We start from the raw sequence: 21307 nt of genomic DNA on the forward strand, positions 1-21307 counted from the left end.
TCTACAGTAGAATAAAGATAGGTATATTTTAATTTACAAATTGAAATATTAAACAATAATTTCTACTGTAGAATTTAATTTATATATATTTGGTTTAAATAATTATATGATCTCATAAATAACTAAAAATCAATATTAAGGAGTTCTCGGATATTTTTAATAACATAATCTGCAGCATTATAGACTTTTTCCGGAGTTATTTCATTTTGTTGAAGTGTTAAAACTCCCACATCTGCTTCTTCAAGTGCTAATATGTCATTAGAGCTATTACCTACCATCATGACTTTATATTTGCTCTTCAAATCTTTTATAATTTCTTCCTTTCTTCTTGAATTCGCTGTATCAAATACATTTTCCTGAGGTACATTAATGAACTTTGCAAGTTGTTCAAGAGAAGTTTTTCTATCTCCTGAAGCTACAAAAATATCTATTCCTCTATTTTTAAGTTCATTAATAACAAATGGAACTTCTTTAAAAATTCGTCCTCCGGCTGTTATGGTAAATTCAATTTTACCAGTTTTCATATTTACTATGAAACCTGATCCACTGCAAATATGAACATTATATTTTTTTTCTACTACAGAACAATACGTGTCTTGAACATCACTTATACAAGATTTATCATCTTTAATTGCTTCTAAAAGTTCATCTTTACTAATATCAACTTTAGAATAGCTAATATCAAAGTCTACATCGTTCTTTTTCAGGAAATGTCTGATGGTTTGATCGGGCTTTGCTTTATTGATACATTTTGAAGGGTCTGTCTGAAGAACAACCAAAGCACGATTTTCATCACGATCTACAACATCAATAGAAGCAACATTATCACATATGGCTCCAGTTCTAAGATCTTTAATGGCCTTGTAACGCTTTATAAGTGTACCTGAGTTATCGAAGACAACTGTTTTCATTTTTACCATCTCAAAAGTTTATTGTTTCATATTACATAAAACTATTAGGTAATTGATCTAAATTTAAATTTTATTATTAATATTAATTTGATAACTAAAATCCTACTAATACTAAATTAAATTAATTTTTGGGCATTCAACAAGAAATAAAGGCCTAGTATCATTAAAAAAATTCCACTAATATTCATTATAAATTTGTAATGTTTTTCAGTCATAATCTGCGATCCTCTGCTAGTGAAAAATGATACTCCACTGAACCAGCTTAAATCCGAAGCCCAGTGCCCTACAAGAAATCCTAAAACACCAAATATTCCTGCAAGTTCCAGTCCTTTAAAAATAAATGCCCATCCAATGGTGGCCCACCATATGAAAAAGAAGGGGTTTGAAACACTTGTAAAAAAACCACTTAAAATAGGACCATAGTCCTTCTTAATTCCATTATTTTCTTTTAATTCGCTAAGTGAATTGGATGATCTCGTTATTCTAAAACCCATTAACAATATCATAGTACCAACTAAAGTACCAATAAAGAATACGGCAGTACTTGACCCAATGAACCATCCAAGTCCTGCAAATATAAGCAATATTAAGGCTATTTCTGCAATATAATGTCCGATAACAATCAAAGGTCCAGCAATAAATCCCCTTTTTAGAGAATCTGAAATAGTAACAGTTAACATTGGCCCCGGCACTAAGGCACCGGACAGACCGACTGCAAATGAAGTAATTATAAACAGTATTATTTCAATCAAATTATCAACACCAACTACAAAATAGAATTTGAACTTAAATAAAATAAATTTGATTTATTACAGAATTCTAAAGAATAATAAATTAAGATAAGAAAGAGTTAACAATCGTTTAAAACCTTCATGATCTCAGACAGATGATAATCAATGGTTTCCATTTGTTTTTTATTGAAAGACTTGGATCTTATTAGGAATCTATAACGTTCAAACACATGGCCCATTTTGTTAAGAACTTCCGTTCTATGTATCTTCTGTTCGTACATTAAACCACCAAATTATAATTAATTTTAAACTTTATATACTTATGTCTGATTATTAGTCAAGGAAATTGATATTACTACCTATACCTCTTTCAAGGGCTTTTTCATAGACTTTCCATGCTGTAATAACATCCTGAACAGCTAGTCCTGTTGAGTCAAATATGGTTATATCTTCATCCGAAACTCTACCAGGATTCTTACCAATTATTACATCTCCTATCTTTGCTGATATATCTTCTCTTGTGAGAATACCTTCAGCAACTGGTACATTAATTTCACCACTATGTCTGGCTTGTTCCCAGCAATCTATAAATACCTTAGATTTTTTAAGTAATGCAGATTCAAGTTCCTGTTTTCCTGGAGCGTCTGCACCCATTGCATTTATATGAGTTCCTTCACTTATCCATTCTGCCTTTAAAATAGGTTTATTGGCTGGTGTTACAGTTACAATTACATCGACATCTTTCACAGCTATTTCTGCAGTTTCAACTGCCTTTACATTAATACCAAATCTTTCATTGGCCAATTTAGCGAAATTTTCCCGGGATTTACATGTCCTACAGAAAACTTGGGCATTTTCAATATTCATAACTTCTTTAAGGGCCATTAGTTGGGTAAAAGCTTGTTTACCTGCTCCTATAATTCCCAATGAGGTTGAATCTGACCTTGCCAGATATTTAGTACCAACACCAGCTGCAGCACCAGTTCTCATATTAGTGATCCAAGTACCATCCATAACTGATATAGGAAAGCCAGTTTTTGGATCAAAAAGCTCTATTACACCCATAACAGTTGGTAAATCATGATCAAGCGGATTACTAGGGTGAACATTAACACATTTAACTCCTGCCTGATCCATATCCTTAACGAAACAAGGCATAATACGCAGATCACCATGGTATTTTTTAAAAAACAAGTATTTCTTGGCGGGCATCTGAACTCTTCGATTTGCATGCATACTATATGCTGTTTCAACAGATTCAATAACTTCATTCATTTCTATTAGTTGTTTTATTTCGCTCTGTTTCAATAGAAGTGTTTCATACATTGTAGCACCTTTCATGAATTTTAATATGATATATGTTTTATATCCAATTTGGGAATTAAATTTCGATTAATATTTTATTTAAATTGACATTTAATAATCAATAATAGAATAGACTTAATTAAAAAATAATGATAATTTAATTTGTTATGGTGAAAAAAAGTTTAGAATATTATAAAACTTAAATTGGGTTACAATATGGAAATCGACGTGAAAAAAAGGTTTTGGGAAGTGGATTCACTCCGTGGTTTGGCAATAATCACAATGATAACATATCATTTCCTTTTTGATATCACATTTTTTGGTGTATACCCTTTTGAAGTTAATTCTGGATTTTTATGGTATTTTGCACGTGCAACTGCATTCACATTTATATTTTTAATGGGTGTTTCATTGACTCTGAGCAATTCAAGATCAATGATAACTGGTGAATACCCCGAAGGAGGATTACTCAAAAAATATCTTAAAAGAGGTCTTAAAATATTTTCATTAGGCCTTCTAATAACATTTGCAACATGGATTTTTATACCCCAGGAGTTTATAATATTTGGAGTGCTCCATTTTATTGGAATATCTATTATTTTGGCTTATCCATTTATAAAACGAAAATATCTTAATTTGATCTTAGGAATATCCATTATTCTACTTGGAATTTATCTTGGAAATTTCAATTTTGATTTCACATGGCTTATGTGGCTTGGTTTCATACCCAACAATCTTCAAACTGTAGATTACTTCCCATTAATCCCCTGGTTTGGAGTTGTTTTGTTAGGATTATTTTTTGGAGGAATACTATACAAAAATTATCAGAGGCAATTTAATCTTCCTGATCTTTCCAGTAATTATATCATTAGGGGTTTTTCATTTTTGGGAAGAAATTCACTTATAATCTATTTGATACATCAACCAATACTAATAATTCTTTTATATCTTTTAGGAGTAGTTAATATCAATCACTTATTTTAATGTTAACTAAGATTTTCATTGTCTTATAAACTGATCAAAAATTATAATATTAAAGTATATTAAAAACAAGAACAAATTAAGAATCACTTTACAAAAAGCAGTAATATTTATATTCTCCCATATTAATTACAGGTGTGACTATGAAACTATTGGATAAGTCAGAATTAATTAAAAATCATGAAATCACAGCATTAGAAAACCTTGAACAATTTTGTAACAATATCGACGCGAACAATGGTCGTTATAATGCCTTTTTAGAAATAAATAAGAATTCAGCAATTGACTGTGCATCAAATATTGATTCAAGAATTAATAACGATGAAACAGTTGGAAAACTTGCAGGGTTGGTTGTTGGAATTAAAAGCAACATCAATGTTGAAGATTTTCATATAACAGCCGCTTCAAAGACCCTTGAAAATTATCTTGGAAGCTATGATGCAACAGTAATAAAAAGAATAAAGGAAGAAGATGGAATTATTATTGGAATGACCAATATGGATGAATTTGCTGCAGGAAGTTCCACTGAAACATCATATTTTGGCCATACTGAGAATCCCGTTGCACTTGGCAGGATTCCTGGAGGTTCAAGTGGAGGCAGTGCAGTGGCAGTGGCAGCAGAAATGTGTGACTTGGCTATTGGATCTGATACTGGCGGTTCAATTAGAAATCCTGCATCTCATTGTGGATTAATAGGATTTAAACCCACATATGGGATGGTTTCTAGGCAGGGACTTATGGATCTTGCTATGAGTTTCGATCAGATAGGACCTTTTGCAAGAGATCCTGGGGGAGCTGCATTGATGCTGGAAGTTATTGCAGGTTACGACAAAACAGAGTGCACATCATTGGACTTGAAAATTCCAAACTTCACAAATTCTGTAAAAAACTGTGAAGATTCCATTAAAGGGATGAGAGTAGGTGTAGTAAAACAATTCTTTGAAGTGTCCGATGATAAGATAGTCAATATAATTGAAGAATCCATTGATAAAATGAAAGAGATGGGGGCAGAAGTAGTTGAATTAAGCTTCGATTATATTGATTTATGCTTACCTACCTACTACCTCATAAACTATGTCGAGTTTTTCTCTGCAACTAGGAAGTACGATGGAAGGAAATATGGTAACAGAATCGAAGATGTATGTGGCGAAGAAGTTTTGAGAAGGATTCATATGGGTTCTTATATCAGTCAAAAAGAGTTCAGCGGTAGATATTATAAAAAAGCACTACAAGCTAGATCTTTAATTAAAAGAGAGGTTAACAAGCTCATCAATGATGTGGATGTAATGGTTGGTCCAACTGTTCCAAAATTACCTCATAAAATTGGTACCACATTGGACCCTCTGGATATGTATTCATACGATGTTCTGACGGTAATAGCTAACCTCGCAGGAATACCGGCTGCAAGTACTCCGGCAGGTGATGTTCGCGGTATACCAGTTGGTCTTCAGATCCAATCCAAACCACTTGATGATGCAAAGATAATTGGAATGATGGCTGCCTTAGATGTTATGGATTAAATTTTCTTCCATCTAAATTCTTTTTTTAAATTTTTTCTTTGATTATTATTTTGCGGTTTTATAAGACAAAGCATTTAAGGTAAAAATATCTAAGCTATCTTAAGAGAATAAAGAATCTTTAAAAATAAAAAGAAATGAATTTATTACATTATTTTTAAAATCTTATCGTAAAATATTTTTAATGGCATTAATACTTGCTATATTAGGTATCTGCATATTGGTTTACATATTCATGGTTACCTACATGTTTACAAGGAAGAAATCTTTCAGTAACAAAATCTGCATTATGGATAATTGTAAACCAGATAGGAGGAATTATTGGCCTAATATCTTTTGGTTATGTTGTAGATAGATTTGGTCGAAGACCCGCATTTTCATCATTTGCAATTGCTATGGGGTTAATAATGATTACAGTATTTTGGGATAATATTGCAAATTATCCTCCGTTAATATTTGTGTTTATGTTTATTATAGGTATAGGAACAGGTATTTATGGGGGATACGGTCCCATAGTTTCTGAATTATTCCCTACAGAAATAAGAAGCACGGCTATGGGGGCAGGTTTCAATTTAGCAAGAGGCACCCAATTTTTAACACCCATTTTATAGCATTAATTGCAGTTCAGTATGGATTGGGTAGCGGAATCTTTCTGGGATCTATTTTCGCTTTAAGTGTTGCCATATTCATATGGACATTCCCCAAAACAAAGGCAATTGATCTAGAAAACTTGGAAAAACAAAATTGATTTTATTCATTAATGAAAACATTTAAGATTATGTTTCATAAAAATAGCAAAAGATGAAAAAAATAGGTCTTCTCTATGTAAAGGGCTCATTGCCAATGTTTGAAACCTTTGGAAATTTACCAACACACATTTTAAAAAATAATGGGATGGTTAATGGGAAAAAGGCACATAAAGAGTTAGATGGTTTAATAATCCCTGGTGGAAGTATAATTGAATCAGAAAGTGTAAAAAATACTTTAATGATCGAGATCAGGAAAATAGAAAGGGAAGGTAAATTCATTTTTGGAATGTGCTCAGGATTCCAACTTCTTGCAAACCAAACAGACATAGGAAGAAAATCTCCATGTGCAATTGAAAAAAAGGGTCTTGGTATTTTAGACGTTTCATTCAGTCCAATGATAGGCACAGACCGAGTTGAAGCCGAAATTATTGATAATTCATTTTTAACAGAAGATCTGGTTGGAAATAAAATCACAGGGTTTCATTGCCACACCTACGGTAATATAACTGGAAATGCTAAGCCAGTACTAACTTCAAATGTTAAAAGAACAGACTACACTAATGATCCTCGTGAACTACTTTCAGGAGTTAGAAATGATGAAGGTAACGTTGTGGGAGTTATGGTTCACGGGGCCCTTGATGAGAATACATCACTAGTAGAAAATATCCTTAAATTTTTAGATTGCAATGAAGATAATATTTTATCAATCAAAAACAACAATCAAAAACTCTTGAATCAGATTAAAAGGGAAGTAGGAATTGAAACAGGAGTTAAAGTTAAAGAAAATATTTCAAATATTTCATATAACGATTCATACCCTCGGATCATAATGATGGCCAGCACAGGTTCTGATTCTGGAAAAACATTCATTACAACGGGTTTGACGGGTATTCTAAAAAAAAGAGGTTATAAAGTAGGTGTTCTTAAAGTTGGTCCAGATATCAGGGATATCGTTCCTTCGTTATACTTGAATAAAGAGAAGATGGAAAGATTTTCATCAATTAAAATAGGATCTCTAGGATGGAAAGATTTATTTGATGTTTTGGAAGATATTAAGGGCCATAATTATGATATAATTATTATTGAAGGGGTTATGAGTGTTTTTACAGGAATTTTAAATGAAAAAATACCGTTTTCATCTGCCGAAATTGCAATGGCTTCAAATATTCCGGTTTTAATGGTTTCTCCATGTAACAAGGGAGGTATAGAAACTGCGGCAGTAGATATTGCTGCACATGTGGATAGAATGGATAAATTGGGCATAAACACGGCAGGTGTTATTCTCAATAAGGTCTACGATGAAAAAATTGCAGAATCTACTTTTAAATTCATAAAGAGTAAGACGGGTATTGACTTCCTGACACTAGTGCCAAAGGTCAAAATCACTGAAAGGGGGAACATGCCCGAGGTTGAAATAAAACTTGAAGATTTTTGTTTAAATGCAATGAAAACAGTTGAAAAATATTTAGATGTTGATAAAATTTTAGAATTAGCAGCAAAACCAAAATTTAAAGAGTATATGGAATATAAAGAGATTTTAAACAGATTTTCAAGTTGATAAATCATATCCATAATATCAATTGACAAAAAAAATGGGGTTTATCCACTCTTTTTAAAGTCATTGTATGCTTCTATGAGATCTGCACCACTCATAAAGACCAACCCATGTTCTTCAGCATACATTTTTGCTTCTGCTGTTGGTAATGAACCGCCAGTTTTATCATCCATCATTTCACAACATACTGCTACTTCTGTAAGGCCTGCCATTTCCATCAGAGCAATACTCATCTCAGTATGTCCTTTCCTGTTAATAACATGACCTTTAGCTGATCTAAGAAGAGTTACATGTCCAGGGGCCCTGAAATATTTCCCAAATTCACTCTGTTTACCATTTTTGCATAGTAATGCAAGTTCTTTAATTGTACATGCACGGTCATTGTCGGTTATGCCTGTGAAAGTCTTCCTATGATTTACTGTAATTGAGAATGCTGACTTTTCGTCGTATGGAATGTCATTTGGGTTAAGTTCTCCTAGCACAGGATATTCTGAACTTGCAATTTCCATTATATCTGTCATGAAGGGCACTCCTAATGCATCTGAATTTTCAGAGGAAAGAGGCACGCAGAAAAGTCCACCCGCATCATTTCTTATTTGGGTCATGTACTGTGGGGTCATGAACTCTGCTGCAACTATCATATCAGTTTCACGTTCCCTGTTATCACTGTCAAATACCAATACAATTTCTCCATTCTTTAATGCTTTCAATGCTTCGTTTATCATAGATAATCACTCTTAAATTATTTTTATATATTTTTTAATCAATGGTTCAAAATTTTGTTGAACAAATTTCATTTTTAGGAATAGATACCTTTCAATCAATTTTAACAGATACTTGGTTTCCATCTTTAAGGTTTAAATATTTTCTAAGATTTTTATTTGAAATAAATTCTATAACATCCTCTGTATGCTTCGTTTTTGCTGGAAATACAATGGCTCCATTTACCTCACCATTTAAAACTGCTTTAATAAACTTAACATCTCCAAATTTACCTTCTCCATGTACTATGCCAAATTTTTCATTGGGTATGTCCATTATACAGGCAATTTCTTCTGGTCCAATCTTTATGTTCAAAGTTCCAACAAATGGTTTGAAATGAAGTTTTTCAAAGAACTGATCAATATAAAAATTTTGAGACATAAAATACGTGCCTTTTCCCATTCCTGAGGTTATAATTCCTTTTATTTCCATTGAATCACATTTAATTATTTATCGATCATTTTAAACTTAATTGCCTTTGCTAAAGGCTTCAAAGAGGTTTATTATTAATATCTCTGAAGTAGAATATAACTTTCTATATTGTATTCTTACAAAATAACCTTTTTGCAATTAAGTTAACTTAAATGAAGAATTAATTAAATAATTTTTTGGATTGATTTATTCCAATACTTCACAGTTTATAGTGCAGAACACAGGGCCCCTGATATCGATAACCTTATTGTTACCGGTTATGTAGTTTAATGCTACTTTATCTAGCTTTAAATTAACATCAGATATTGATTTTGATAATGTTGTTCTAATACTCAGTTCTTGAGCTCCGCTAACAATCATTTCCTCTATTTTGTATGAAGCATATGCAGAGACACCATCCATATAACTAATACCCGTTGGAATTCCATTTTCAACAGCTTTTACAGAGATTTCATCGTTTATATCTGTTTCAGGTACTCCTACAATGTTACCATCATATATGTATATATTGTTCCAAGCTGCAGGTCCAAGGAGTTTAGTACCATCTTCAGGTTCTAATATTGTAACTTTTATGTTTTTTCCCAAGAATTCTCCTTCAAATGCAGTAAACTGGCATGGTGAAGGGGTATTTCCATTATCTCTAGCTGTGGACAACAACTTGTCCATTAAATTTCTTCCTTCAGTGCTGAATGGGTAGTAATTAATGCATAACATTGTTGCAAGGGTCCTGTCTGACAAAAACCATTTTCCATATGTTTGGGGATAAACCATTTCACGAACATCTGTCTGGTTGTGAAGTATCATGGCTATTCTTTCGGCTCCTACTCCTAAATTCATTACTTCTTTATCTATACCATAGTGTGACAGAGCAATGGGGGAATAAATTCCAAAGGTTGCAACTTCAACCCACTCTTTAAGTTTGGGGTGGTAACCATAAACTTCAGTCTGTGTACCTGGAATATAGTATTTAGATTTTTTCTCGTCTGGCATGTATTTGAACTTTTGAAATCCAAAATGTTCAAGCACGCTCTCTGAAACAGCCATTCCCATGTCAAGATTTACATCATTATCTGCCCATACACATGAAGCTGAGTGATAAGTCATAAGGTGGCTTAAATCTTCTCTCTGTTCCCTTCTGAAACATCTGTCTATTGAAAAGAGTTTGATTGGAAGTTTGTCCTTATTATGTAATGATTGAAGAGTTAGAAACCATCCTGATGTCATGTGGGATCTTAATGTGGTTCTACTTGGAATAGGTTTAAGTTCACGAAGCTCTGGGAAAACGTTTTCAAGTATTCTGAGTCCTAGAGCATCTTCAACCTCGAGTGCGTTCGAAACATCGTGAACTAGATCATCTCCACTTTCATCTCCCTTTTTATAGCTTCTAAAAATATCTTTTAAAGACTGAATTTTTTCTTCGTTAAGTGAAACACCAACCTCTTCAATTACCTCAATTTTATCCATTCCTATACCAATATCTGGTCTTGGAAGTCCTGCAAGGTAGAAACATCGATCTAGAACTGCAGGTGCCTCAGGTCCAAATTGTTTGTATATGTCCTCTTCATCAACAAAAACTGGATTTACTGTTTCATTGAACCCCAAGTTCAAATAAGTCTGTCTAAGTTCCCAAATGGTGTTGTAGAGCATATGGGATTTACCCGTTTCAAGGTGTATTCTTGGATATTCATTATCGTGATGGGGTTTTTTCAAGGTTTGGGCTGTTTCAACCCATGCTTTTTCAAAATCTTTTCTTGCAAGTTTTATTATTTCTTTTCTTTTCAGGACAAAGCCCCCATGATGATTAAGATAAATAATTATGCGATAAATGATCATTAATATAATTGAATTTTGTGTTGATCCTTTTTATATTTATTTTAATATTATCTTTAGTAAATAGCAACCGACAAAAAATAAATATTAATATGTATAATTCCTTATTATGGAAAAAGAGATACACGAATGTGATGTTCTGGTTATAGGATCAGGCGGTGCAGGATGCAGGGCTGCAATAGAATCACGAAAGTATAATTTAGATGTTATAATAGTTTCAAAAGGCTTATCATTTAAATCAGGATGTACAACACTTGCTGAAGGAGGATATAATGCTGCTTTTGGATATGTTGATTCAGAGGACAGTGTTGATTCTCATTTTCAAGATACAATGAAAGGTGGGGCATATTTAAATGATATGGAACTGGTTGAGATACTTGTTAAGGAAGCCAAAGACAGATTAATGGAACTTGAAGATTTTGGTGCAATCTTTGATAGACAAGAATCTGGAAAATTGAATCAAAGAGCCTTTGGTGGTCAAAGTTTCAGAAGAACTTGCTTCCAAGGGGATAGAACCGGCCATGAAATGATGATGGCTCTTAAAGAAGAAGTAACTAGGCAAAAAATAGATACTTTTGACGAATTGATGATAACATCTCTTTTAACGGATGAAAACAGTAAGAAAGTAATTGGGGCTGTTGGAGTATCCCTTAGAAATTCAAAAATAATTATTTTTAAATCTAAATCCACTGTAATTGCAAGTGGAGGTGCTGGATGGCTATATCCTGTTACATCAAATGCTATTCAAAAAACAGGGGATGGTTACAGCTTAGCATACAATGTTGGAGCTGATGTACTTGACATGGAACAAATCCAATTCCATCCAACAGGAATGTTGTATCCGGCATCTAGAAGAGGTGTTCTCATAACAGAAGCAGTACGTGGTGAAGGTGGAAAACTTTTCAATGTAAAAATGGAACGTTTCATGAAAAATTATGATGAAAGGGGTGAACTTGCTACACGTGATGTTGTTGCCCGTGCAATATACAACGAGATCAGAGAAGGAAGAGGAACAGATAATGGGGGTGTCTATTTGGATGTCACACATCTCCCAAATGAAATTATTGAAGAAAAATTAGAAACAATGCTGTTTCAGTTCATGGATATTGGTATTGATATTAGAAAACAGGCAATGGAAGTAGCACCAACTGCACACCATGTTATGGGAGGTGCGAGAATCAAACCAAACTGCGAAACAACGGTGAAAAATCTTTATGCTGCAGGCGAAGTTACAGGAGGAGTACATGGTGCTAACAGACTTGGAGGAAATGCATTAGCAGATACACAAGTATTTGGTAAAAGAGCTGGAGAATCAGCTGCAAAAAATGCTCTTTCATCAGAATTTATTTTTAATGAATTACAAGTGAATCAAGAAGAAGATAGAATTTCAAATATCTTTAAAGAGGGTGATATATATCCTCACGAAATTAAAACATCTCTCATGGAAACAATGTGGGAAAATGTGGCCATAATAAGAAATGAAAACGGTCTCAAATCAGCAATGAAGAAAATTGAAGAACTTCAAATGAAAACTTCAAATATGAATGTGCCTGAAGGAAGAGGTTTTAATAAAAATCTATTGGATGCATTAGAAATAAAGAATATGTTGATTGTTGCATCACTTGTAACACAATCTGCACTTTTGAGACGTGAAAGCAGAGGATCTCATTACAGGGAAGATTATCCTGAAACAGATGAAAGATGGAAAAGAAGCATAGTAATGAATAAAAATACAGATTTTAGTTATTTAAAAAGAGGTTTAAACTCTAGTTGTAAATTTTCTTAAACCATTTTTTTAAACAGAATAGATGAAATAATGTGGTTATTCAAATAAAAAAAAATAAATCATGCCCTGACCGGGACTCGAACCCGGGTAATAGGATCCGCAATCCTACGTGATATCCGCTACACTACCAGGGCCTATTTCTTGATTTTTTCAATTCCTATAGTTAGATAAAAACAAGAATCAAAGCAACATATATCAATTAACTCTTTTTCTATTTAAATTTTAACCTTAAATAATATTTATTTAGAATATATACTGCATCAATTTAATATAAAAAATACATTCTAAACCCATGGAACAATATAATACAACTGAACACCAGTCAATACCAGACCAAGAACAGCACCTGCCAGAACCTGATAAGGTGTATGTTTACCGAGCTTTACCCTACTCCACATAACCAACGGAATAATAAGGCCAAAAATAACTCCAGGGATTCCAAATAAATAAATTAAAGCTGCTGTAGGGCCAGCTACACCCATAGCATGTATGCTAATCTTCCACGAAAAGTTAATTAAAAGAATTAGCACTGTATTTGAGAAATAAACAAACATGAGTGCTGATGTTAGTGCGGGAGCGCTAAGCGCATAGAGCACAAAAAATCCTATTATATATGAACAAACTGCTAAAATAAGGGGTAAAGTTCTTTTACTTCTGTCTGTGATATCTAAATCAATTTTCATTTTTTTAATGAGAGTTAGAGAAGTTAGAACAGGTAAAAAAGCGCCGAATATGAAACATATTAAAGTAACTAATATTGAATTGTTAAAACCTAAAAGAAAATAGTTTATAATGGCGAATGTGGGTATGGATACAAGTGGAGGTTGTGTTATAGTTGAAATAAACTTTGCAAATCGTTGTTCAGATTTTTGATCTTGTTGATTCTCCATTATTCAAACTCCATTTTTTATTTTCAAAAAAACTAAATCTATAGTTAATTTGAGAAGACATGATAAGTATATAGCGGCTAATACTCAAATTAATTCATTCCCATACATATAACTTGAAAATATAATTTCCATTAGATTTTACAGCTACACTAACATTTTTGGCATCTTCAAAATTTCCCCTAGAAGTGATTTCCATCCCTTTAAGATAATTCATCTCAACGAAAAGGTAATTCCGGTTCCCAAGGGTTTTTTTGAGAAAAGGATCAGCAATTTTCTTGGCAGATTCTATTCCTTGTATTGGGTCTTTACTTTCTGAAAGAGCTTTAGATATTCCTTCTAAAACTGTCTGATCATCAAAGACTGTGCACTGAGTCATTAGTTCAGATGTATCCTGAGCCTCCATAAAATAGTGTTTTGTTAAGTAAAAATTAGTATAGCAGATATTGGCATTTGTAACATTTAAAATAAGTATAAAAATGGGTATTAAGGCTAATACCATATCTAAACTGAAAAATAATCCTTTATTGTCATTTATCATATTTACACATAAAATTTATTTTTTATGGTGGTGTTGAAATGAAGTTTATCTTTCATTTATTATTTTTACAATTTTATCTTTCTTTTTTATAGCTTCTAAGGCAGCATTTTGAACTTTGTCCTTCATGATGTCAAAATCTTCTGGTTCTATGTCTCCAACAATTTTTTTTATTTTGGTATATGCTGCTTCCCTGAAAAGAGGTTTTAATTCTTCTTCTCCATCTTCTTTAATAAGTTTTGAAACACCTGTATCATCAACAAATCCAATTTCGCTAATTTTAACTCCAACATTCGATATTGCCTTTTTAACATTTGTTGCAACATCTTCAGGAGCTATAATCATCAATGAATCCACAGAAACACCAAGAGGATCTATATCGAGTTTTTCAAGCATATCCAATACCTTTGGATTTACCATTCCCCTGATTTTATCCTCATAGAAAGTTAATCCTAAGCCTGTTGTTTTGGTTATTTCATGAGCATCTCCTCTTAAACCACCATTTGTAACATCTGTCATTGCATGAACTTCTGGTAAAAGCCCTGCTTTGAATATAGCTTCAGATGATTTTATAAAGTTAATATCCATGGTTTCCCATACAACGTCAAACATTCCATGATAGATGGCTGTAGTTGTAATGGTACCTCCACCTGAACCTTCTGTAAGAAGTACAACATCACCAGATTCTGCTCTTTTCCTAGCAGTTGGAGGATATTGGGATATTCCTACAGCACCAACCGCACTGACAAGTCTGTCACCTAAAACCATATCTCCACCGACTCTTAGAGTGCTACCTGCTACTAAAGGCACATCTACAAGTTCAGAAACTGCACAAACTCCTGCTGTAAAGTCAAAAAGTTTTCCAACGTCTCCATCATCTGCAAGATGAAGATCACTTAACATAGCAATTGGATCTGCACCCATAACGCACACATCTCTTAAGGTAGCTCTAGCAACATGGAAACCTCCTAAAAATGGATATTCGCTGAGTCTTGAATGAATACCATCTACTGCAGTTGTAATATATACTTCTTTTGAATCAACTTCTGATTTAACAACTCCACCATCGTCTTGTGCTGATGGTGATATATATGCACTGCTCTTGGTACTTGAAACAATTTCTGCGATTTTCCTGTGTACAAAAAAGTCTCCTGCACCTCGAGATCCTACACCAATTTCACCCATCGCTACATGAGACTCAGGATATTTTATTAATTCCTTCATGGATTCATCAGGATAGGAATCGATTTTGAGCGTACATTTTACCTCATCAATAACTGCAGCGGCCATTTCTTTGGCTTTTTCATTATCAATATCTTTATATTCTAATATTTTGTTTATTAGGTTTTTTTGGACGGTTTTCTCGTCTTCATCCTTTAGTGTTCGCCTTACGAATCCTTCTATATCCACTTACAACACCTTTTTATGTGTTTATTATTATGATGTAAATTTTATTAATAATTATTTACTGAAAATTAATATTAATATCATATTATTCTACCTATTACAAATAATTTTAATTACTATACTAGATCAACAAAATTTTTGAGTATTTTTAGTCCTTCCTCTCCACTTTTTTCTGGATGAAATTGGGTAGCAAAAACATTTTTCAAACAGACAACAGCAGGAACATCAATACCATAGTTAACGGTTGCAGCTATTATTTTTTTGTCATCAGGATCAACATAGTATGAATGAACGAAGTACATGAAATCACTTCCAACGCCATTTAATATTGGACATTCATTCCTAATTTCAAGCTGATTCCAGCCCATCTGGGGAATTTTAAAACCATCTAATTTCATAGAATCTGGGAAATGCAAAACTTTCCCTTTAAAAATATCAAGTCCAGGAATACCCGGACTTTCTTCACTACTAGTAAAAAGAATTTGAAGACCTAGACAAATGCCTAAAAATGGCTTACCGTCATCGATATGATCATTTATAGCGTTTTCGTAACCACTCAAATTTTGTATAGCATTTCCAAATGCACCGACACCAGGTAGTACAAGTGCTTCTGCATCATTTATCTCTTTGATTGAAGAAGAAATAATAGCATCGGTACCTACCTTTGAAAAACCATTTTTAATGCTCTTAAGGTTTCCCGATCCATAATCAATAATAGCAATCATTTTTTGGCCTGTCCTACGTAAATAATCTTTAATTTCCAATAGAAATTAAATTTAATTGTTATCTGGTTTTATAGTAATCTATAACCCTTATGGTGTCATTTAGGTGTGGTGTTGAAATTTCGTGCAGAACTGTGTTTTCCATGGCAACTATGGAATGCACTTCTTTTGGTTCAATTCTTATAGTATCATTTTTTCCAAAATATTCTTTGCGCTCTTCGAATTCTATGTAACCTGCACCACTCACTATATACATTGTTTCATCCTTTTGAGAATGGTAATGGAATGAAGTTTGGTATCCTTCCCTTATGAACAGCTCTTTAGTCAGATACTTTTCAGTATTGATTAGAATCTTTTCATATCCCCATGGTTTGTCTTCCCTATTTTCATATTCCTTTTTAATGGCTTCAAGTTCTTTAGATGTGTCGATAGCCATCCAAAATAGTCCATTTTCCTTATAGTAACCAAGTTGATTGTTTTTAGCTAACATTGGAAAAACTGTTTTTTCAATGTCCCCCACATCAAAGCTTCCAAAGTCGATTTCTCCCTTTGAAAAGTATACTCCTCCATTAATATAATAATCGAGTACGGGTTTTTCTTTAAATGAAACAAGTCTATCACCACTTATTTCAACAATTCCGTATGGTGAAACCATTTTGGTAATGAATATTGAAAGAGGATAATCTGATTTTACACCCTGTTCAATCATTTTTTTAATATTCAAATCTGCAACAACATCTCCATTTCTTATTACGCACTGTTCATCGTCTTTAATGTTTTCCATACCTAATTTAATTGCATTTAATGTTCCCAGAGGTTCATCTTCAACAATATATTCAATTTCAACACCTCTATATTCCTCTCCATATCTATCATGAATTTTTTCACTTAAAAATCCAGTTAAAAGAAGCACCTTATCTACTCCTGCATTTTTAAAGTCAAAGAGTTGTTTGTCTAAAATGGTGTAGTCATCTTTAATCTCAATGAGTGGTTTTGGAACTGTCTCAGTTAAAGGCCTTAACCTCTTCCCAAAGCCCCCGCAGAGTATCATTCCAATGGTTCTCGTCATAATATCACCCTTACATATTCAAAATGATTTGTTCATAGTTATGGCTATACTATTAAAACTATTATATATAAAAATTCATTCAATATCCATCAAACCTCTGAGAGAATCTCCAAAATCTGATGGTACAATATTGTCTGTTCCAAGTGTTTTAGCATGGGCATCTATTTCTGTCACAACGTAGTTGTATCCTATTTTTTTAAGTGGTTCAACAAGCCTAGGACCATCAGTAATAGCAATTGAAGTTGTTTCGATTTCTTCTATAGGCAATGCGTGTGGAACTCCAGCAACAACAATAATATCAAATTTTTCTTCCTTTAAAATTTCTACAGCTTTTTTACCAGTTACAGGATATTCATCTAAACCGCCTGTAATGTAGTCTATACTAATCCCATTATTTGAGAGCTCTTTTTTAATATTTACTGCATGTTGCCTTATTCGTGGAAGGCCGATCTTATCATCGAGGTTTGCAATGAGAGTTATATTGTTATTTGGTTTGATTTTTTCAAATTGAATTTTTAGTATATCAGAAAAAAGATAGGAAGTTTCTTTTTTGGCATTGAGAATTATTGCTATTTTATCGCCCTTTTTAATGGCATCAATTAATAATTTTGCAACTTTGACTTTATTATCGCCATAAGATGGTTTTATATATTGTCCTTGGGCCATTCCTCGTGTTTTCTCAATTTCTGTGGCCAGTTGGAGCATTTTGTTCTGACGCTCCATTTCATTTGATGGTATAATTCCTTCCTTTGCTGCTGCATTTAAGACTGCAATCGCACCTTCTGTGTTGTCTCCTTCTCCCACTCCTCCGTGAGATTCTACAGTAACCACTTTTGCTTTTATATCGGCATTTTTTACAGCTTCTTTCATATCTTCGCCAATGATCATACTAACACATGTCCCAACAACTCCAACAAGCTTTGGTGAGAACATTTCATCTACTTTATTCAGTGTTTCTTCAAGTTTTTCAGAGGCTCCGAATATAAAATCATTTTCAGACATTGCAGTAGTTACAACTCTTACACCATCATTTTCCAGAAGACGACCTGTTCTAAAACAACAGCCATGTGGGCCGTGTAATATGATTACATCAGCGTTCATATCTCTTAATGTGTATAAAGACGCAGCTATTGGACTTGGTCTTGGATGCAAATTATCACCTCAATAATTCTAAATCAAATAAAATTTTTATTAGATATAATGAATTTAGAATTAATAATATAATTCTAATCGTATAAATTCTGTTATAATTTGATTAATTGTAAATCAAATAAAAAGTTTGTAAGAAATTAATTTATTTTTAAAATATCCACTAGTCATTTTTTTCTTAATTTTTCTAATAAAATCCATTCTAATGGAAAAATTATTAATATATAAAATTTTACATTTTAATGTAAATACAGAATCTAAAATTAATTCAAGTTTTTAATTTATTATTTGAAAGTTTAAAGATTTAAAAAGAGATTAAAAATATTCATATTTGTTTTGAATGTATGAATTTAATTAAAAATTAGGAATGGATTAAATAAAACAAAGAAATATACTAATAATACCATAACTGCGTCCATATTAGAATAGAAAATGGTAAAGTTGTAAACAGCACTAATACCTCTGATAAATATGGGATTGTTGGATTTTGGAGATCGTTATCCACTTATAACTAATATATAAAGTAATTTATTTGTATTAACATATATCCAGCATAACCAAGTGGAAATAAAGATTATTAAGAATTTAATTTTTTTTTATTCATATAATTAGTAAATTATTAATCTTGAGTTAGTGAATTGATTTAATAATGAAAATAGAGAATTTAATTTGTGGAAGATTTATTGAAAGACCCAATAGGTTTTTAGTTACATTTGAAGTTGAACAAGGATCAGGTATAACTGAGATGGCACATCTAAGAGATCCTGGTCGACTTAAGGAACTTTTAATTCCAAATGTTAAACTTCTTCTTAGAAAGGCAATTTCAAAACAGGAAAGAAAGACAAATTATGATGTTATAGCAGTTTTTAATTGTGGTATTTGGGTTTTATTAAATTCTGGATTTCACAGTGATATAGCAGCAGAACTAATAGAATCTGGTAATATAAAAGAATTATCCAATTATTTTATAGAGCGACGAGAGTATACTTATGGTAAAAGTAGAATTGATTTTTTGTTAACAAACACTGAAAATAAGAAAATGTTACTTGAAGTCAAGGGATGTACATTAGTAGACGGGAAACTTGCCAAGTTTCCAGATGCACCTACTATAAGAGGTAAAAAACACCTTGATGAATTAACTTTTTCATTAAATGATGGATTTAAATCTTCAGTACTTTTCCTGATATTGAGGGATGATGCAATTGAATTCACTCCAAATATGGAAATGGATCCGGATTTTTCTTATGCATTAAAAAAAGCAAAGACTAAGGGTGTCAATATAGTTGCTTATTCATTTGAAAATATCTATAAAAAAGATTCAATGGAAATAATTCCCTTTAAAAGATTAAATTTAAGAATGGATTTTTAAAAAGATATGGGTGATTATGAAATTTCATTTGGAAATTCTTCTTTTTTGAATCTTTCAAACTCGGATGGTTTACCAATTCCAAGTATTATGTCCCCTACATCTATTATGAAGTCACGTGGAGGGTCTATGGTTAATTTTCCTTGTTTTCCAATACCAACCAGCACAATCCCTGTTTTATGGTGTAAATCCGCTTCTCTAACACTTTTACCGGCGAAATAACTGGTAGATCCAACTATAACTTCTCTCATTTCCCTTTCTTTGTGTTCTGCAAGCACATCCTGCACAAACATGGCTTCGTATCCTCCATCAATACTTTTGTACATTAGGCGTCCTGAAATTACAAATGGGGATATTACTTGGTTCGCACCTGCCAGTTTTATCTGATCAATATTTTCATAACGTTGTGCTTCAGCAATTATCCGGACGTTCGGATCAATTTTTCTTATTCCCAGTATACAATGGATTGTGTGGGAATCTGATTCCATATCAACTATAACTGCTTTGGCGCCCCTGACATTGGCTTTGTTAAGATCATTTACTCTGGTTGGGTCTCCATGAACGAAATTAACTCCGTTTTTCAGTGCGTTTTTACGAACTCCTTCATTTTCGTCAAGAATAAAAACTTCATTGTCCTTACCAATTTCTTTTATACATTCAACAGTACTTTCTGTCCAACCACAAATTACAACATGCTTTGATCTTTTCACGTTAATCAGCCCCATAATCTTCATCTGTTGTTTACTGGTTATCACTTCAACAATGGATTCTATTGCCACAGCAAACGTTCCAATACCCATAACCAATAATGTAATGGTAAAATACATTCCCAATGGAGTTTTGGGAGCATAATCACCGTAACCGACAGTACCTATGGTTACAAATGTCCAGTAAATCGACACAGTCCAATTTTGGCTTTCAATGAAATGGAATCCAATGGTTCCATATGCAATTACGGCCACAACTAGTATTAAAATGCGCGTGAGTGGTCTGTTTATTAACTTTGGGAAATTTTCCCTTATAACTTCAAATACAACAAACATTTTACTTACCCTTTTCCTAAATTTTTACTCAGATTATTAGATTGATTTTTATCTATTTCTGAGATAGAAAAACCAGATTCCAAATATTATTACGATTATAATAATTACAACTATTATCCATATCCACCAATTGTTACCATCATCTGTGCTGTTACCATCATCATCGTCACTATCTTTGATCTTTTTTGATGATGAAGTAGAACCTTTTCCTCCAACACTGGATCCTTTGACCATTGGATTTAAATTAGTTATCGTGCTTAATGAATGTACTGAAAATCCAGAAATACTAGCTGAACTTGTAAATGAATTTTCATAAGCAAAAACACATGAAGGTGTCATTACAAAACCTAAAACTAGCAATATGGATAGAGTAACATTTAAAAACTTCATTTTTCCCCCCATATATTTATGCTAATATGGAATTTTTTCTTTAATAAATTTTGCTAATTAATCATTACAATTTAAAAATTAGTTCAGTTTCTTAGGCAAATACTTATTTTTAACTTATCTAAATTCTGTTAATCTATATTTTCTATTCTTCTAATTTTTTAGCCCAATTCATCAAAA

The 21307-nt window shown here is 32.6% G+C and carries 20 protein-coding genes, 1 tRNA gene and 1 pseudogene; 6 read left to right on the forward strand and 16 right to left on the reverse strand.

The window, feature by feature from the left end:
* Window positions 1-122: 122 nt before the first annotated feature.
* The 4 genes from DL91_RS12185 to ala form a co-directional block, all read right to left on the reverse strand.
* Window positions 123-911: an HAD family hydrolase gene (locus DL91_RS12185; protein ID WP_048192122.1), complete on the reverse strand. Its 789-nt coding sequence runs from the start codon at window positions 909-911 to the stop codon at window positions 123-125.
* Between the two features lie 116 nt (window positions 912-1027).
* Window positions 1028-1663 carry a LysE family transporter gene (locus DL91_RS12190; RefSeq protein WP_048192124.1) on the reverse strand — a complete coding sequence of 212 codons (636 nt, stop codon included), beginning with the start codon at window positions 1661-1663 and terminating at the stop codon, window positions 1028-1030.
* A gap of 98 nt (window positions 1664-1761) precedes the next feature.
* A complete protein-coding gene (locus tag DL91_RS14005; RefSeq protein ID WP_197050651.1) occupies window positions 1762-1923 on the reverse strand; it encodes a hypothetical protein in 162 nt (53 codons plus the stop codon).
* Window positions 1924-1975: 52 nt separating this feature from the next.
* A complete protein-coding gene (ala, locus tag DL91_RS12195; protein WP_048192126.1) occupies window positions 1976-2968 on the reverse strand; it encodes an alanine dehydrogenase in 993 nt (330 codons plus the stop codon).
* A gap of 195 nt (window positions 2969-3163) precedes the next feature.
* Between ala and DL91_RS12200 the strand changes: the two genes are divergently transcribed.
* The 4 genes and pseudogenes from DL91_RS12200 to DL91_RS12215 all read left to right on the forward strand — a co-directional run bounded on the left by DL91_RS12200 (window position 3164) and on the right by DL91_RS12215 (window position 7752).
* Window positions 3164-3931: a heparan-alpha-glucosaminide N-acetyltransferase gene (locus DL91_RS12200; RefSeq protein WP_048192129.1), complete on the forward strand. Its 768-nt coding sequence runs from the start codon at window positions 3164-3166 to the stop codon at window positions 3929-3931.
* Between the two features lie 140 nt (window positions 3932-4071).
* Entirely contained in the window at window positions 4072-5448 is a 1377-nt protein-coding gene (gene gatA, locus DL91_RS12205) for an Asp-tRNA(Asn)/Glu-tRNA(Gln) amidotransferase subunit GatA (RefSeq protein ID WP_048192131.1), read from the forward strand.
* 272 nt (window positions 5449-5720) lie between these two features.
* A pseudogene (locus DL91_RS14010) lies at window positions 5721-6056 on the forward strand (MFS transporter); the annotation flags it as partial.
* A 190-nt stretch (window positions 6057-6246) separates the two neighbouring features.
* Complete coding sequence (locus tag DL91_RS12215) at window positions 6247-7752, forward strand: AAA family ATPase (protein WP_048192135.1); 1506 nt, start codon at window positions 6247-6249, stop codon at window positions 7750-7752.
* Between the two features lie 41 nt (window positions 7753-7793).
* Here DL91_RS12215 and ribB read toward each other — a convergent pair whose 3' ends face one another.
* The 3 genes from ribB to sepS form a co-directional block, all read right to left on the reverse strand.
* Window positions 7794-8474: a 3,4-dihydroxy-2-butanone-4-phosphate synthase gene (ribB, locus tag DL91_RS12220; RefSeq protein WP_048192137.1), complete on the reverse strand. Its 681-nt coding sequence runs from the start codon at window positions 8472-8474 to the stop codon at window positions 7794-7796.
* A gap of 91 nt (window positions 8475-8565) precedes the next feature.
* Complete coding sequence (locus DL91_RS12225; RefSeq protein WP_048192140.1) at window positions 8566-8943, reverse strand: DUF120 domain-containing protein; 378 nt, start codon at window positions 8941-8943, stop codon at window positions 8566-8568.
* Window positions 8944-9129: 186 nt separating this feature from the next.
* Window positions 9130-10776, reverse strand: a complete 1647-nt coding sequence (sepS, locus tag DL91_RS12230) for an O-phosphoserine--tRNA ligase (protein WP_231551467.1) — start codon at window positions 10774-10776, stop codon at window positions 9130-9132.
* Window positions 10777-10882: 106 nt separating this feature from the next.
* Between sepS and tfrA the strand changes: the two genes are divergently transcribed.
* A complete protein-coding gene (gene tfrA / locus DL91_RS12235) occupies window positions 10883-12559 on the forward strand; it encodes a fumarate reductase (CoM/CoB) subunit TfrA (protein ID WP_048192142.1) in 1677 nt (558 codons plus the stop codon).
* Between the two features lie 62 nt (window positions 12560-12621).
* Here tfrA and DL91_RS12240 read toward each other — a convergent pair.
* The 7 genes from DL91_RS12240 to cfbD all read right to left on the reverse strand — a co-directional run bounded on the left by DL91_RS12240 (window position 12622) and on the right by cfbD (window position 18334).
* Window positions 12622-12693: transfer RNA gene (locus DL91_RS12240), tRNA-Arg, on the reverse strand.
* Between the two features lie 150 nt (window positions 12694-12843).
* A complete protein-coding gene (locus tag DL91_RS12245; protein WP_048192143.1) occupies window positions 12844-13449 on the reverse strand; it encodes a phosphoesterase PA-phosphatase in 606 nt (201 codons plus the stop codon).
* Window positions 13450-13543: 94 nt separating this feature from the next.
* Window positions 13544-13987 (reverse strand): hypothetical protein, encoded by a 444-nt coding sequence (locus DL91_RS12250; protein ID WP_048192144.1) that lies wholly within the window; start codon window positions 13985-13987, stop codon window positions 13544-13546.
* 45 nt (window positions 13988-14032) lie between these two features.
* Window positions 14033-15394 carry an AIR synthase-related protein gene (locus DL91_RS12255; protein ID WP_048192147.1) on the reverse strand — a complete coding sequence of 454 codons (1362 nt, stop codon included), beginning with the start codon at window positions 15392-15394 and terminating at the stop codon, window positions 14033-14035.
* A 113-nt stretch (window positions 15395-15507) separates the two neighbouring features.
* A complete protein-coding gene (gene hisH, locus DL91_RS12260; RefSeq protein WP_048192149.1) occupies window positions 15508-16116 on the reverse strand; it encodes an imidazole glycerol phosphate synthase subunit HisH in 609 nt (202 codons plus the stop codon).
* A gap of 58 nt (window positions 16117-16174) precedes the next feature.
* A complete protein-coding gene (locus DL91_RS12265) occupies window positions 16175-17182 on the reverse strand; it encodes a sugar phosphate nucleotidyltransferase (protein WP_048192151.1) in 1008 nt (335 codons plus the stop codon).
* Between the two features lie 75 nt (window positions 17183-17257).
* A complete protein-coding gene (gene cfbD / locus DL91_RS12270; protein WP_048192154.1) occupies window positions 17258-18334 on the reverse strand; it encodes a Ni-sirohydrochlorin a,c-diamide reductive cyclase catalytic subunit in 1077 nt (358 codons plus the stop codon).
* 646 nt (window positions 18335-18980) lie between these two features.
* Here cfbD and sfsA point away from each other — a divergent pair.
* The gene (gene sfsA, locus DL91_RS12275; protein ID WP_048192156.1) at window positions 18981-19700 is read left to right on the forward strand and encodes a DNA/RNA nuclease SfsA; all 720 of its coding nucleotides are present in this window, start codon (window positions 18981-18983) and stop codon (window positions 19698-19700) included.
* Between the two features lie 14 nt (window positions 19701-19714).
* Here sfsA and DL91_RS12280 read toward each other — a convergent pair whose 3' ends face one another.
* The gene (locus tag DL91_RS12280; protein ID WP_048192157.1) at window positions 19715-20740 is read right to left on the reverse strand and encodes a TrkA family potassium uptake protein; all 1026 of its coding nucleotides are present in this window, start codon (window positions 20738-20740) and stop codon (window positions 19715-19717) included.
* A 48-nt stretch (window positions 20741-20788) separates the two neighbouring features.
* Entirely contained in the window at window positions 20789-21130 is a 342-nt protein-coding gene (locus DL91_RS12285; RefSeq protein ID WP_048192158.1) for a hypothetical protein, read from the reverse strand.
* Between the last annotated feature and the right edge of the window lie 177 nt (window positions 21131-21307).

The sequence above is a fragment of the Methanobacterium sp. SMA-27 genome, assembly GCF_000744455.1.
Taxonomy (GTDB): domain Archaea; phylum Methanobacteriota; class Methanobacteria; order Methanobacteriales; family Methanobacteriaceae; genus Methanobacterium_B.